Origin of the sequence: Neorhizobium sp. SHOUNA12A, from assembly GCF_023006505.1 — a bacterium.
Lineage (GTDB): Bacteria > Pseudomonadota > Alphaproteobacteria > Rhizobiales > Rhizobiaceae > Neorhizobium.
This window is the reverse complement of sequence record NZ_JALBGV010000038.1, coordinates 1-13,951: the sequence shown is the minus strand read 5'-3', so window position 1 is coordinate 13,951 and position 13,951 is coordinate 1. Positions and strand designations below refer to the sequence as shown.

The 13,951-nt window shown below is 62.7% G+C and carries 13 protein-coding genes; 3 read left to right on the top strand and 10 right to left on the bottom strand.

What is annotated here, in order from left to right:
* Positions 1-141: 141 nt before the first annotated feature.
* Positions 142-1,281: an NAD(P)-binding domain-containing protein gene (locus tag MOV63_RS17740; protein ID WP_247035292.1), complete on the top strand. Its 1,140-nt coding sequence runs from the start codon at positions 142-144 to the stop codon at positions 1,279-1,281.
* Positions 1,282-1,292: 11 nt separating this feature from the next.
* Here the strand turns inward: MOV63_RS17740 and MOV63_RS17735 are convergent, their stop codons facing one another.
* The 8 genes from MOV63_RS17735 to MOV63_RS17700 form a co-directional block, all read right to left on the bottom strand.
* Positions 1,293-1,676, bottom strand: coding sequence for a DUF983 domain-containing protein (locus tag MOV63_RS17735; protein WP_151046178.1), 384 nt, complete (start codon positions 1,674-1,676; stop codon positions 1,293-1,295).
* 132 nt (positions 1,677-1,808) lie between these two features.
* On the bottom strand, positions 1,809-3,212 hold the full coding sequence (locus MOV63_RS17730) for a PLP-dependent aminotransferase family protein (RefSeq protein ID WP_247035291.1): 1,404 nt from the start codon (positions 3,210-3,212) through the stop codon (positions 1,809-1,811).
* Between the two features lie 395 nt (positions 3,213-3,607).
* Positions 3,608-4,006, bottom strand: coding sequence for a monovalent cation/H(+) antiporter subunit G (gene mnhG / locus MOV63_RS17725; RefSeq protein WP_247035289.1), 399 nt, complete (start codon positions 4,004-4,006; stop codon positions 3,608-3,610).
* Entirely contained in the window at positions 4,003-4,284 is a 282-nt protein-coding gene (locus MOV63_RS17720) for a K+/H+ antiporter subunit F (protein WP_037084596.1), read from the bottom strand. The genes mnhG and MOV63_RS17720 overlap by 4 nt, the downstream gene beginning before the upstream one ends.
* Positions 4,281-4,757, bottom strand: coding sequence for a Na+/H+ antiporter subunit E (locus tag MOV63_RS17715; RefSeq protein ID WP_247035346.1), 477 nt, complete (start codon positions 4,755-4,757; stop codon positions 4,281-4,283). Before MOV63_RS17715 ends, MOV63_RS17720 begins: the two co-directional genes overlap by 4 nt.
* Entirely contained in the window at positions 4,757-6,388 is a 1,632-nt protein-coding gene (locus MOV63_RS17710) for a monovalent cation/H+ antiporter subunit D (protein ID WP_247035287.1), read from the bottom strand. Before MOV63_RS17710 ends, MOV63_RS17715 begins: the two co-directional genes overlap by 1 nt.
* Positions 6,385-6,723 carry a Na+/H+ antiporter subunit C gene (locus MOV63_RS17705; RefSeq protein WP_046606177.1) on the bottom strand — a complete coding sequence of 113 codons (339 nt, stop codon included), beginning with the start codon at positions 6,721-6,723 and terminating at the stop codon, positions 6,385-6,387. The genes MOV63_RS17710 and MOV63_RS17705 overlap by 4 nt, the downstream gene beginning before the upstream one ends.
* The gene (locus tag MOV63_RS17700) at positions 6,723-9,644 is read right to left on the bottom strand and encodes a monovalent cation/H+ antiporter subunit A (RefSeq protein WP_247035344.1); all 2,922 of its coding nucleotides are present in this window, start codon (positions 9,642-9,644) and stop codon (positions 6,723-6,725) included. Before MOV63_RS17700 ends, MOV63_RS17705 begins: the two co-directional genes overlap by 1 nt.
* A 92-nt stretch (positions 9,645-9,736) precedes the next feature.
* Here MOV63_RS17700 and MOV63_RS17695 point away from each other — a divergent pair, with 92 nt between their 5' ends.
* Positions 9,737-10,048 (top strand): helix-turn-helix domain-containing protein, encoded by a 312-nt coding sequence (locus tag MOV63_RS17695; RefSeq protein WP_247035342.1) that lies wholly within the window; start codon positions 9,737-9,739, stop codon positions 10,046-10,048.
* A 59-nt stretch (positions 10,049-10,107) separates the two neighbouring features.
* Here the strand turns inward: MOV63_RS17695 and MOV63_RS17690 are convergent, their stop codons facing one another.
* Both MOV63_RS17690 and MOV63_RS17685 read right to left on the bottom strand, forming a co-directional pair.
* Positions 10,108-12,003 (bottom strand): bifunctional sugar phosphate isomerase/epimerase/4-hydroxyphenylpyruvate dioxygenase family protein, encoded by a 1,896-nt coding sequence (locus MOV63_RS17690; RefSeq protein WP_247035285.1) that lies wholly within the window; start codon positions 12,001-12,003, stop codon positions 10,108-10,110.
* A gap of 210 nt (positions 12,004-12,213) precedes the next feature.
* Positions 12,214-12,855, bottom strand: a complete 642-nt coding sequence (locus MOV63_RS17685; RefSeq protein WP_247035283.1) for an alpha/beta family hydrolase — start codon at positions 12,853-12,855, stop codon at positions 12,214-12,216.
* 164 nt (positions 12,856-13,019) lie between these two features.
* Here MOV63_RS17685 and MOV63_RS17680 point away from each other — a divergent pair, with 164 nt between their 5' ends.
* Entirely contained in the window at positions 13,020-13,721 is a 702-nt protein-coding gene (locus MOV63_RS17680; protein ID WP_247035281.1) for a DUF899 family protein, read from the top strand.
* The last annotated feature ends 230 nt before the right edge of the window (positions 13,722-13,951 follow it).

Here is a 13,951-nt window from a genome sequence, read left to right as displayed (position 1 = left end):
GCTCGGCCGTGGGCGTCCCCACATGAATTGGGCGTGGCAATTCCCGACGCACCGGCAGCCCGTTTTGCTTGAAGCGTCTTTCGCGGACGTATAAGCCTCGTCTACCCGCTCCCTGACCCGTCACTGGCATCGATATTCCGCATGGCCGCAGACTCCGAACTGGATCAACCCGCCGACGACAAACCCGATCATGCCCGCGTGGCGATCAAGGTGGATATCGTCGTGATCGGAGCGGGTCAGGCGGGCCTGTCCTCGGCCTATCACCTGCGTAAGCTCGGCCTTGCGCCGGACAGGGACTTCGTGGTCTTCGACCACTCTCCGGAGCCGGGCGGTGCCTGGCAGTTTCGCTGGCCTTCTTTGACGCTCGCCACCGCCAACCGCGTCCATGACCTCCCCGGAATGCGGTTCGACGAGGTGGTCGATACGTCAGCCAATCTGGTTAAGGCGTCGGTTGCCGTGCCGCAATATTTTGCGGCCTACGAAGCCGCCTTCGATCTGCGCGTTCATCGTCCCGTCAAGGTAACGGTCGTCTGCCCGAGGGGCGATCGGTTTAGGGTCGAAACCGACCGCGGCGCCTTTTCGGCACGGGGATTGATCAATGCCACCGGCACATGGGAATCACCCTACATTCCCGACTATCCCGGCGCTGACCGTTTCCATGGGCGGCAGCTCCACACGCGGGATTATCGCACTGCCGAGGAATTTGCCGGCCAGCATGTCGTCGTGGTCGGAGGCGGGATTTCGGCGATCCAGTTGCTCGACGAGATCTCCCGCGTCACCTCGACTACCTGGGTCACGCGACGGGAACCGCAATTCCGCGACGAGCCGTTCACGCCGGAGGCGGGACGCGCCGCCGTGGCGCTCGTGGAAGATCGTGTCCGCCAGGGCCTTCCGCCGGGTTCAGTGGTTTCGGTGACCGGCCTGCCCGTCACGCCGGCGATCGAGGCGGCGCGCGAACGGGGCGCGCTGAAAAGGCTGCCGATGTTTTCCGAGATCACCGAACATGCAATTCGCTGGCCGGACGGTTCCGAGCAAAGGGCTGATGTAATCCTCTGGTGCACGGGCTTTCGCAGTTCGCTCGATCATCTTGCCCCGCTACAACTGCGCGAGGCGGGTGGCGGCATCTTCATGACCGGCCGGCTGGCGACGCAGGTCGCCAAGGACCCGCGAATTCACCTCGTCGGTTACGGCCCATCCGCTTCGACGATCGGCGCGAACCGCGCGGGTGGCGCAGCCGCGCGGGAACTGACAAGCTTCCTCGGAGATCCAGTCAATTCGTGAAATGACAGGACTCAGCTGGCCCGCCTCACCAGCTTTCCTTCTTCCGCCTTGTAGAAATACTGGCTCGCCACCAGCCAACCCTTGAGCGGCCGTAGCGGCGGAATACAGGTCAGCAGCATGAAGGGCAATGTCACCAGCAGGTGAACCCACCAGGCCGGCTGGAACTGCACTTCCAGCCAGACGCCGAGAAGCACGCTTGGCACGCAGGCGAAGCAGATCACGAAAAAGGCGGGGCCGTCGGCGGGGTCGGCGAAGGAATAGTCCAATCCGCAGGCCTCGCACTTCCGGCCAAGCGTTAGGAAGCCGTTGAACAGATGCCCCTGACCGCAGCGCGGGCAACGCCCACGGATGCCGGTCTGCATGGGAGGGAGAGGAGGCCATTCGTGATCCATGATCATCGTCCTTGGAAACAAAGCGATCAAATCGACTATTGAGTGCAGTCATTTATATAGATTGATGCATTCAATACGTCGATTGGCCAGAATGCCGCAGGGCATTCCGGTCACGGATCGCGGGAAGAGGAGAGATCAGAAGAAGGAGCCGGCCATTTCGGGTGAGGTCTCCAGCGCGTGCCCCATGAATTCCAGAGCGGCCTTGAGCGCCGGCCGCTGGATGGGACCGCCGAGGCACACGCGCACCGCTTCAGGAGCCGGCCCGTCGACGGTGAAGGCATCGCTCGCCACGACACCGATCCCGGCGGAGCGCATGTGGCTGCCGAACGTCGAGCGGGTCCAGCCCTCGGTCAACGGCAGCCAGATGTTGAAGCCGAGCGGGTCGCCGCGATAGCTGCCCCTTGGCAATATACCTGCGACCAGCGCCTGGCGGGCCGCCGCTTCCGCCCGGATAAACTGCAGCATGCTGTCGGCCGTGCCGTCCTCGATCCAGCGGGTGGCGAGCGCTGCCGACAACGGCGACGCCATGACGTTGTTGGCGCGCATGGCACTGACGAACGGCCACGCCGCCTTGGTATCCGGGGCGACGACATAAGCGAGCCTGAGGCCGGCGCCGATACATTTCGAAAGCCCGCCAATATGCCAGGTCAGGTCCGGAGCCATCGCCGCGAGCGGTGCCGGAGCGTGGAGAGGGACAAAGCCATAGGCATCATCCTCGACGATCGGCACACCGTATTTGCGTGCCACTGCGCAAATTTCCTCCCGACGCCGCTCCGGAATGGTCAGCGTCATCGGGTTTTGCAGGATCGGATTGAGATAAAGCGCCTTCGGCTTGTTCATCTCGCAGGCTTCCGCAAAGGCTGCCGGCAGAATGCCGTCTTCGTCCATCGGCAGGCCGACGAGGTTCAATCGCAGCTGGGCGGCTATCGACCGCATGCCCGGATAGGTGATGTTTTCCGACAGCACCGTCTCGCCCGGTTTTGCCAAGACACCGAAGATCGCCAACAGCGCCGGATGCGCCCCGGGAGTGATGAAAATGCGCTCCTGCGAGGGAACCAGGCCGCGCCGGCTGAGCCAAACCGCGGCGGCCTCCTTGTCCATGCCGGCACCGCCGAAACCCTGATACCGCAGCAAAGGCAGGAGATTGGTTGCGACTGCGGTGAGCCCTTCCCGCATTCGCGCGATCAGTTCCGGATCATCGGGCTCCGGCGGCATGTTCATCGAAAAATCGACGATCGAGGCCCGGCGCGGATCCGGCGCGGCCTCGGAAACGAAACCCCGGCGTTCCTTATCAGCGCCGCCGGTCACGAATGTGCCGCGTCCCACATGCGAACTGACCAGACCCCGCTTCTGGGCTTCCAGATAGCCGCGCGCCACGGTGGTGAAATCGACGTCGAGCACCTTTGCCAACTCGCGTTGCGGCGGCAAACGGTCGCCGACGACGAGGTTGCCGCTCCTCAGGTCCATCTCGATGACATCGGCGATCGCCATGTATCGCGGGGAGCGGCTGCGGGTCAGGTCAGGCTTCCAGGTCTTCATCCATGACGTCCGATAGTTAGTCCTGGATTGACGGTATATTGTTGCTCAGTGAGTCTGTCATCAGGAAAAACGGATATTGCGCCGCAACTTGAGGACCGGAGATATCTGTAGCATTCCATTTACGGTAGTTAGTTATCCTAGCTGCAATTTTCCCGTGCTTTCAGGCGAAATTTCCGAACCGCACATTGTCGACTGTCTTTGCCGGCGCCCTTCCGCTCGAAATTCGGTCTGAACGCTGCATTGCACAATTGATCGCATAATTGATGGCTCCCGGACCACCTCAAATATCGGATGCGCGGGTGGTGATCTGCTTGCGTCGTCGGCAAGGACTTGGGTGGTGATGGTGCGGATGCGTTCTGCGGTTTGATTGCCGACAGGAGGCTCGGCGGAACCTATCAGTTCCAGGACTCGCTCTCGTCCGAAACACCCTTGGCTATCTGGCTCTTGTTCTGCTTGTCGGGAACATTGCCGTTCCCCTCCGCCCGATCGCGGTGAAGGGCTGCGCGGGCGAGAAGCATGAAGGTGATCGGCGTCGTCACGGTCACGAAGATGCCGATCAGGATCTCGTGGAATACGAGGCGCCCCGACGAAACCGTGAAGAAGATCATCGAGGCCAGCATGACACCGCCGATCCCCCAGCTGGTGCCGAGCGTCGGCGCATGGATGCGCTCGTAGAAGGTCGGCAGGCGCAGGAAGCCGATCGCGCCGATCAGCGCAAGGCCGGAACCGACCAGCAGGAAAAACGCGACCGCGATGGCGGCCCATACGGGCATGTCGGCGGCAGCCTGCATCATTCGATCACCTCCCCGCGCATCAGGAATTTCGCAAGCGCTACGGTCGCCACGAAGCCCAGCATCCCCATGACCAGCGCCGCCTCGAAATAGATCACGCGGCCCGTGCCGATGCCGAAGGTCACCAGCAGCAGCATGGCGTTGATGTAGAGCGTATCGAGGCCGATGATCCGGTCCTGTGCCCTTGGGCCCCGGAACATGCGCACCGAGGCGATCGCCATCGCCGCCGCCAGCATCAGCTGGGCGAGCGAGACCGCACTGAAGAGAATGATGGCGCTCATGCGAATATCTCCATCAGCAGCTTCTCATATCTGTTCTTGATCGTGTCATGCCATTCCGCCTCGTTGCCCAGATCGAGGATATGCAGCAACACCGTCTTGTCGTTTGAATCATACTCCAGCCAGGCTGATCCCGGCGTGCTGGTCAGCACGACGGCCAGAACCGCGATTGCGGTATGGTTCTCGATATCCAGCTCGACGGTCAGGAAACCGGGATTGTGGCTGCGGCGGCCGGCCTTGAGGATGATCAGCGCAACCGCGATGTTCGATTTGACGATATCGTAGAGTACGATCCTGAACAGTTTCGGCAGCAGGTACCATTTGCCGAGCCGCGGCTTGTCCGGGCGCAGCGATGCCATCGCCCACGACGCGAACACGGCAACCAGGATGCCGAGCACCAGATGGCCGGGCGTGAAGCCGTTGAGCAGCAGCCACATCAGGACCAGCGACAATGTGAGCAGCGGATAGGGCAGCATCATTTGCCCCCTGCTTCGGTCGACGCAGCGCCGTCGTAGTCAGGGATAGGCGCCGCTTTGCGCACCGCATCGATATAGATCCGCGGATTGCTGAGGCTGCGGATCGTCGTATCCATATACTGCATCGCCGGTCCGGCCTGGACGGTGAGCGCAAGCGTCAGGAACAGCAGGAACATCACCGGCACGATCTCGATGACGAGGACGCGCGGCACGGTACCTTCGAGCGAACTCCAGAAGGTGCGGATGCCGGCGCGCGTCATCGAAATCAGCGCTGCAATACCGGAGAGGATGACGAGAAAGACCAGAACCCAGACGGCCGCCGTCGGCGGTACGCCGATCGCCCCGGTCCCCATCATCGCCGATAGCATCGCGAACTTGGCGATGAAGCCGGAGAGCGGCGGCAGGCCGGACAGCAGGATGCCGCAGGCCGCAAAGCAGATGCCGAGGATCGCCATGGTACCCGGCATGGTGACGCCGTCACCTTCCTCCGGCTCATCCTCGTCCGCGTCGCCATAGGCTTCCATGGTTACGGCAAGGACAATCGCACCGGCGTCCTGGCCGCGCTCGACCAGTTCGATCAGCATGAAGAAGGCGCTGATCGTCAGCGTCGAGCTGACGAGATAGAGCAGCGCGCCGGACGAGATCGCCCCGTCATTGATGCCGAGCACCATCAGCAGCGTGCCGGAAGAGACCAGGACCGAGAAACCTGCAAGCCGTCCTAGCGCCTGCGACGCCAGCACACCGATCGTGCCGAAGATCAGGGTCGCGATGCCGCCGTAGAGAAGCACATCGGCGCCGAAACCGGCGGATGGTCCTTCGCCGAAGAGCAGCATGGTCAGCCGCAGGATGATGTAGATGCCGAGCTTGCTCATGATCGCGAATATGCCGGCGACCGGGGCCGAGGCGGCGCTATAGGCGGTCGGCAGCCAGAAGCAGAGCGGCCACATGCCCGCCTTGATGAGGAAGGCGATGCCGAGCACGCCGGCGCCGGCCTCCATCAGTATCCGCCGGTCCGGCTCGATATCGGGGATGCGGGCTGCAAGATCGGCCATGTTGAGCGTGCCGGCGGTCCCGTAGATCAGACTGACGCCGATCAGGAACAGAAGTGCGGCGGCAAGATTGACGGCGATATAATGCATGCCCGCCTTGACGCGCAGCGGGCCGGAGCCGTGCAGCAGCAATCCATAAGATGCCGCCAGCATCACCTCGAAGAAGACGAAGAGATTGAACAGGTCGCCGGTGAGGAAGGCGCCGTTCAAACCCAGCAGCAGCAGCTGGAACATGGTGTGGAAATGCGCGCCAACCGCATGCCAGCGGGCGAACGAGAAGACCAGCGCGGCGACCGAGAGCAGCGCGGTCAGCAGCAGCATCAGCGCCGACAGCGCGTCGAGAACCAGCACGATGCCAAACGGCGCCGCCCAGTTTCCGAGCAGATAAACGCCGTCGAATTCGCTTGGACCGCTTTCGATCCGCAGAAGCGTGAGCGAGACGGCGACCAGGATCAGGGTCGATGCGAGGCTGATCATCGCCTTTACGACACGCTGGCGCTCGTCGAAGAACAACATGAGTGCGGCGGCGACCAGCGGCACAAGGATCGGCGCGATGATGAGGTGATGGATCCAGCCATTCATTTCGGCTCGTTCCTCCCATCGACATGGTCGGTACCGGTCAAGCCCCGGGAGGCCAGCAGCACGACGAGGAACAGCGCCGTCGTCGCAAACCCGATGACGATGGCCGTCAGCACCAGCGCCTGCGGCACCGGATCGGCGAGCGTCGAAGTGGGAACGCCATCGACGAGGATCGGCGGGACATTGGTCTTCACGCCGCCGACGCCGAAGATGAAGAGATTGACGGCATAGGAAAGAAGCGAGAGGCCGACGATGACCTGATAGGTGCGCGGGCGCAGGATCAGCCAAACGCCGCAGCCCGTCATCACGCCGATCGCGGTGGCAAGAACAAGTTCCATCAGCCCTCCTCCGCCCGCGCTGCATCGATCGCCCGCAGGCGGTTGATGCGGATCGACTGGTGCGCCAGGGCCACAAGAATGAGGACCGTGGAGCCGACCACCAGCGAGAATACGCCGAGATCGAAGAGCAGCGCGGTGGCGGCCGGCATCTTGCCGATCAGCGGCAGGTCGACATACAGGAAATGCGAGGTCAGGAACGGGTAACCGAAGAACCAGGCGCCGATGCCCGTCGAAACCGCGGTCAGTAGGCCCGCCCCCATCCAGCGCAGCGGCAGAATGCGCAGGCGATCTTCCGCCCAGCGCGTGCCGCCGGCCAGATATTGCAGCAGGAACGCGATCGACAGCGTCAGCCCGGCCGAAAAACCGCCGCCCGGCATATCGTGGCCGCGCATAAAGATATAGACGGCGAAGGTGATGATCACCGGGAACAGCCAGGTCATGATGACCGAGGGGACGAGCAGGTAGTCACGCACCGTATCGCCGGCCGAACGCTCGGGACGATCCTCGTCGAAACGGTTCTGGATGCGCTGCTGTTCCGGCAAGTCCATGCTGTCATCGGCCGGGCGGAAACGGCGAAGCAGCGCGAACACCGTCAGTGCCACGACGCCGAGCACTGCTATCTCGCCGAGCGTGTCGAAGCCGCGGAAATCCACCAGGATGACGTTGACGACGTTGCGACCGCCGCCTTGCGAATAGGCGTTTTCGAGGAAGTAGTTGGCGATCGCATCGGGCACCGGCATGGTCATGACGGCATAGGCGATGAAGGTCATGCCGATGCCGCAGACGACGGCGAGCGCCAGGTCGCGGAAGCGGCGGAAGCGGGCCCGCAGCGTGATCGACTCGGCCATCCCCTGCGTCCGTTTCGGCAGCCAGCGCAGGCCGAGAAGGATGAGGACGGTGGTGACGATTTCGACGAGGAGTTGGGTGATGGCGAGATCCGGCGCCGAGAGCCAGACGAAAGTGATGCAGACGATCAGCCCGATGCCGCCGAGCATGACGAGGGCTGCAAGGCGATGGTATTTGGCGAGATAGGCGGTGCCGAAGGCAAGGCAGATGCCGAGCAGCCAGATCGCGGCGAAGGCGGGATCGATGCCGGAAAAGGCGATTTCGCGCGTTTCGAAACCGGAGAGATAGAGCGGCAGGAGCCCCGCGAGGAAACCGGTCGCCACCACCCAGCGGAGCTGAGGCTGCAGATTTCGGGTGCCGAAGCGCCGTTCGAGCGTGCGGGCCCAGCGCCAGGACACCTCCACGAGAATGCGCTCGAAGATGCGCTGGCCCTTCAGGTTGCGCAGGATGGGCGGGCCGTCTTCGCAGGTCGCGAGATATTTCCGGAGCGAGAGATAGAGCAGCGTGCCGCCGACAAGTGCGATGGCGCTCATGATCAGCGGCAGGTTGACGCCGTGCCAGATGGAAAGGCTGTATTCCGGTGTCTGCGCACCCAGCACGCTGACGACGGCGGTTTGCAGGAAAGGCCCGATCGAAATCGCCGGAATGATGCCGACGATCAGGCAGGCGACAACCAGAAGCTCGATCGGAGAGCGCATCCAGCGCGGCGGCTCATGCGGCTGCGGCTTCGGCAGGTCCGTCGGCGGCGAGCCAAAGAACACCGTGTGAATGAAGCGCAGCGAATAGGCGACGCTGAAGGCGCTGGCGAGGGTCGCCACATAGGGGAGGATGCGGTCGAGGATGGAATCCGCGTGGGTTTCGACCGCTTCCGCGAAGAACATTTCCTTCGACAGGAAGCCGTTCAGCAGAGGAACGCCGGCCATGGCGGCACTCGCCACCATGGCCAGCGTGCCTGTGATCGGCAGATACCGGAAAAGCCCGCTCAATCGTCGCATGTCGCGCGTGCCGGTCTCGTGGTCGATGATGCCGGCCGCCATGAACAGCGACGCCTTGAAAGTTGCATGGTTGACCATGTGGAAGATCGCCGCAACGGTCGCGAGCGGACTGCCGAGGCTTAAGAGCGTGGTGATGAGGCCGAGATGGCTGATTGTCGAATAGGCGAGCAAGCCCTTCAGGTCCTGCTGAAACATCGCGAAATAGGCGCCGAGCACCAGCGTGATGATGCCCGCCAGCCCGACCAGGTAGAACCATTCGTAGGTTCCCGACAGGGCCGGCCAGAACCGCACCAGCAGGAAGACGCCGGCCTTCACCATGGTCGCCGAATGCAGGAAGGCCGAGACCGGGGTCGGCGCCGACATGGCATTGGGCAGCCAGAAATGGAACGGAAACTGGGCGCTCTTGGTCAACGCGCCGAGCAGGATGAAGACCAGGGCCGGCACATAGAGGGAATGGCCGCGGATGACATCACCGGCGGCGAGGATTTTGTCGAGGTCGTAGCTGCCGACGATGTTGCCGAGCAGCAGCAGGCCGATCAGCAGGCAGAAACCGCCGATCCCGGTGATCGTCAACGCCATGCGGGCGCCGTCGCGGGCCGCGGCATTGTTGTGCCAGTAACTGATCAGCAGGAAGGAAAAGATGCTGGTCAGCTCCCAGAACACCGACAGCAGAATGACATTGCCTGAGATGACGATGCCGAGCATCGCGCCCATGAAGGCGAGCAGGAAGGAGAAGAAGCGTGGAACCGGATCGTCTTCGGACATGTAATAGCGGGCGTAGACGACCACGAGAAAGCCGATGCCGGCTATCAGCATGGAGAAGAGCCAGGCGAAACCATCCATCCGAAGAGTGAAGTCGAGGCCGAGCTGCGGCAGCCAAGTACCCTCGAAGCGAAGTACGCCGCCATTGGTGACGCTCGGATAGAAGGACGCGACGATCAGCAGGGACAGGAGGGCAGTGGCGCCGGCGACCCAGGACGGCAGCACGCGCGAGCGCGTTCGCAGCAGAAATACGGAGACCAGGCTTCCGAGGAAAGGCAGGACCAGAAGGACGAGAAGAAGATATGGTCCTGACGTTATCCCAATGCTCCGGCCTTCCTATGTGCTGCGCATCCGCCAAGCGCCTGCTGCGAAAATGCCTGCGAATGCTCCATCTAGCAATCGAATCCAAATTGCCATATATGATATATATTGACCAATATGGGCAGTTTGGTGAGATGGGTCAAGCCGCAAAGAACGCAATTTTGACGCCGGCCTTATGTCGCGCCGCCCGTGGGTTTCTGGATTGGACGCAGACCGATCTCGCCGAGCGGTCAGGCGTGTCGCGCAGCACCATTCGCGATTACGAAGGCAGCCGGCACGACCTCCACCGCGCGACGGAAGCGCAGCTGCGCCTCGCCTTCGAGCAAGGTGGCGTCGCCTTCGTCCACATGGAAGGCGGCCATTTCGGCGTCTGTCCGAGAGCCGTCCAGATACCGCCATAGGTCGAGCGGAGCGCGGCCCTCCCGGCATCACCAGTTGACGACCGAACCGCCCCGGCCGTTTAAACCCTCGGCATGCCTTCGGGCCGAAGCGCCCTCTTCAGCGCCGCGATCCGGAAGATGGCGTTCGGGGCGCCGTAACCGCGATAACCGCGCCGTTCGACGATCTCAAAGAAGAAACCCTCGCCGTAGGTCATGCTGTAAAGCTGGAAATATTCGCCGTGCTCGTCGCGGTCGTAGAGGATGTTCTCTTCCTTCAGCCGCTCCGAAAGCTCCGCATCAAGGCCGAAGCGAGCTTCGACGTCACCATAGTAGTTGGGCGAGATGGCAAGCGGCTTGAAACCGTTCCTGCGCAGCGCCGCGGCCGTCGCAAAGATGTCGTCGGTCTGGAAGGCGAGATGCTGGACGCCGGACCCGAACTTTTCGGCGATGAAATGACCCGCGAGCGTGCGGCGGTTCTCGGCGCCGTTCAAGGTGATCCGCAGCGTGCCGGAGGCGTTTTCGACCACCTGGCTGCGTATCACGCCGGCCGGATCGATGATGTCGACCATCGGCGTCTTCTGCGTCTCGAAGATAGAGGTGTAGAAGAGCAGCCAGGTCAGCATTTCCTCGTAGGCGACCGTCTGGGCGATATGATCCACATGCCTGAGATGCGCCGGCGCCACCTCGGCTTCGCCCTCTTCGTTGACGGCCTGGAAATCGATCTCGGAAAAGCGGCCGAGATTGCTCTTGTCGTCGATCAGGTAGACAAGCCCGCCGCCGACGCCGCGGATCGCCGGTATCTCCACTTCGCCCTTTGCCACCTGCTGCCGGAACGGCTCAGCCCCCAGCGCCACCGCCCTTTCGAACGCCTGCCCGGCATCCTCGACGACGAGAGCCATCGCATAGGCCGAGGTGCCGTGGACCGCAAACGAGGCGTTGGCAAACCCCTTTTCGTCGGTGTTGACGAGGAGACGGATATCTCCCTGGCTGTAAAGGCTGACCTTCTTCGACTTGTGTTTCGCCGTGTTGCGGAAACCGAGCGTCCGGAGAATGGCGGCCAGATCGGCCGCATCCTTTTCGTCGGAGGAAAACTCTACGAAACCGACGCCCTTGACCGAAGCGCGGTCGGGCATGTCGCGAACCGTCAGGCCCGATGCGTTGGGGCTGCGCCGCACCTGGTCGCCGAGATAGATCAGCGAACGGTAGCCGTCATCGGCAATCGCCCGGCTGGATCCGCCGCGGAACTGGTCGTTGAAAATCTCCAGGGAGAAATAACCGTCATAGCCGGTCGCGGCGATCGCGGTGGTAAAGGCGGTCACCGGCAGATCGCCCTCGCCCGGCATGTTGCGGAAATGCCGCGACCAGTAGAGCAGGTCCATGTCGATCAGCGGCGCATCGGCGAGCTGGACGATGAAGATCTTGTCCTTCGGGATGGAGCGGATCGAATTGATGTCGATCTTCCGCGACAGGGTGTGAAAGCTGTCGAGGATCAGCCCGATATTCGGGTGGTCGGCACGCCGTACGATCTCCCAGGCATCGCGGTGGTCGTTGATATGTCGACCCCAGGCGAGCGCCTCATAGCCCACCCTCAACCCGCGCCTGGCGGCCCGTTCACCGAGTTCGTGGAAATCGGCCGCCGCCCGGTCGATGCCGCCGAGCGAGACCGGCGAGACGTTGGAGCAGACGAGGACGAGGTCGGTGCCGAGTTCCTGCATCACGTCGAACTTGCGCTCCGCACGATCGAAGGTGCGGCTCCGATGCGAGGCAGGCATGCCCTCGAAATCGCGGAACGGCTGGAACAGCGTGATCTCCAGCCCGTGATCGCGCACCATTTTCCCGACATCGGCGGGGCTGCCGTCGAAGGCGAGGAAATCGTTCTCGAAGATCTCCACCCCATCGAAACCGGCCCTGGCAATCGCTTCCAGCTTTTCGGGCAGTTCTCCGCTGATCGAAACCGTGGCTATCGACGTTTTCATGCGCTCCCTCCCATTTCCTCGGAATGTGACCGAAGAGGCTCCTCAGATGCACCGGCGAGCGACCTCCCGCTTCGAGCCGGCATCGGTGAGACCATTTTGTACTAAATAGTTCGTAACATCAAATGGGAAGTTTGGGGTGTCCCGATAGCCCGAAATCGGGAATCGGATTGGCGCTGCCGAGGCAGCGAGAGTCTGGCCACGGGACCGCGTTCAGAGCTTCAATTTTGCGGCCCAGGCCGATACGGTTTCAGCCATCGTTGCCATATGGTCGGTGGCGGAAAATCCGGAAATCGTCTTGCGCGGTTTCAGGTCATGATCGCCGTCCTCCAGCCAGAGGATCTCGATGGCCTTCGAGAGTTCGTAGCCGGATACTTCTTCGCGGGTGCCGAATTCATCGCGGGTTCCCTGGCAGATCAGCGCCGGCGCCTTGAGACTTTTGAGATGCTGGGTGCGGAGCTGCCCCGGCTTGCCCGGAGGATGGAACGGATAGCCGAGGCACAGCAGGCCGCCGACCCTGCCTTCCATGTAAAGCTCGTCGGCAATCATGCTCGCCACCCGTCCACCCATCGACTTGCCGCCGATGATCAGCGGTCCCTTCGCACCGAGTTCGGCGATCGCCGCCTTGTATTCGGGATTCAGCGTCTCGGCCCGCGGCGGCGGTTTGCGATCGCCGGAGGTACGGCGCGCCGCCATGTAGCCGAATTCGAAACGCGCGACACGAAAACCCGTGGCCGACAGCGCTTTCGCCGCAGCCGTCATCGATGCCGAATCCATCGGCGCGCCGGCGCCGTGCGCAAGCAGGATCGTGAGACGCGCGTCTTGCGGTCCCTCGATCAGAAATCGCCCTGACATCTTGCTCCCTCAATTCCGGTTCACTTTTCCCGCGCGCCTGTCGGAATAGACCGCCGGCGCACGTCCTTTATGTGGGCGAGCCCGTGTCCGCCCGCAATTTGGCGACTATATCAGCGGGGGCAAGGCCAAGTCTCCTGCCCTACCATTACAGACGGAGGAATGTCATGGATATGCAGAGCCTCACACCAGCAATCGAACTTGCAAGAAAGAATGGCGTGCACTTTCCCAACGAAAGCGCCGCATACAGGGAGGCGCGGGATGCGCTTCTCGCCGAGGAAATCGAGCTCCGTCGCCATATCGAGCGCGTTGCCGAGCAGAGACGCCATCTGCCGCCGGGCGGACATGTGCCGAAGAACTATACGTTCGAGGGCGTGAACGGCAGGATTTCGTTCGAAGAGCTGTTTGCCGACAAGGAAACGCTGGTCATCTACAGCTATATGTTCGGTCCGCAGCGCGAGCGGCCCTGCCCGATGTGCACGTCGCTGCTTTCCTCCTGGGACGGCGAGGTTCCCGACATCCGGCAGCGCGTCGCGTTCGCCGTCGTCGCACGTTCGCCGCTGCAGCGGCTCACCGATTTCAAACGGGAGCGCGGCTGGCACCATCTGCCGCTCTATTCGGATACGAGCGGCGAGTTCAGCCGGGATTACCACGCGATCGGCAAGGACGGCAGCGACGACGCGGCCTTCAACGTGTTCACCCGCCGGGATGGAACCATGCGGCATTTCTGGAGCGGCGAGATGGGCGGTGCCACTGCCGACCCCGGCCAGGACCCGCGCGGCGCACCCGATCTGATGCCTATCTGGACGATCCTCGACTCTACCCCGGAAGGCCGCGCGCCGCACTGGTATCCCAAGCTGTCCTATTAGGACTGAAGTCCTACGCGCCGATCAAGGCGGAACGAAAGATGATGCCGCCACGTTCTCCGGCCACTTCAACCGATAAGGAAGTGACCATGAAAAAGCTCATCATTCTCTCCGCCGCGATCGGCCTCCTCGCGACCGGCGCAATGGCCCAGCAGAGCACGGTCAACGGCGCCGTGGGCGGTGCGGTTACCGGTGCAATCGTCGGTGGTCCGGTTGGCGCTGCCGTCGGTGGC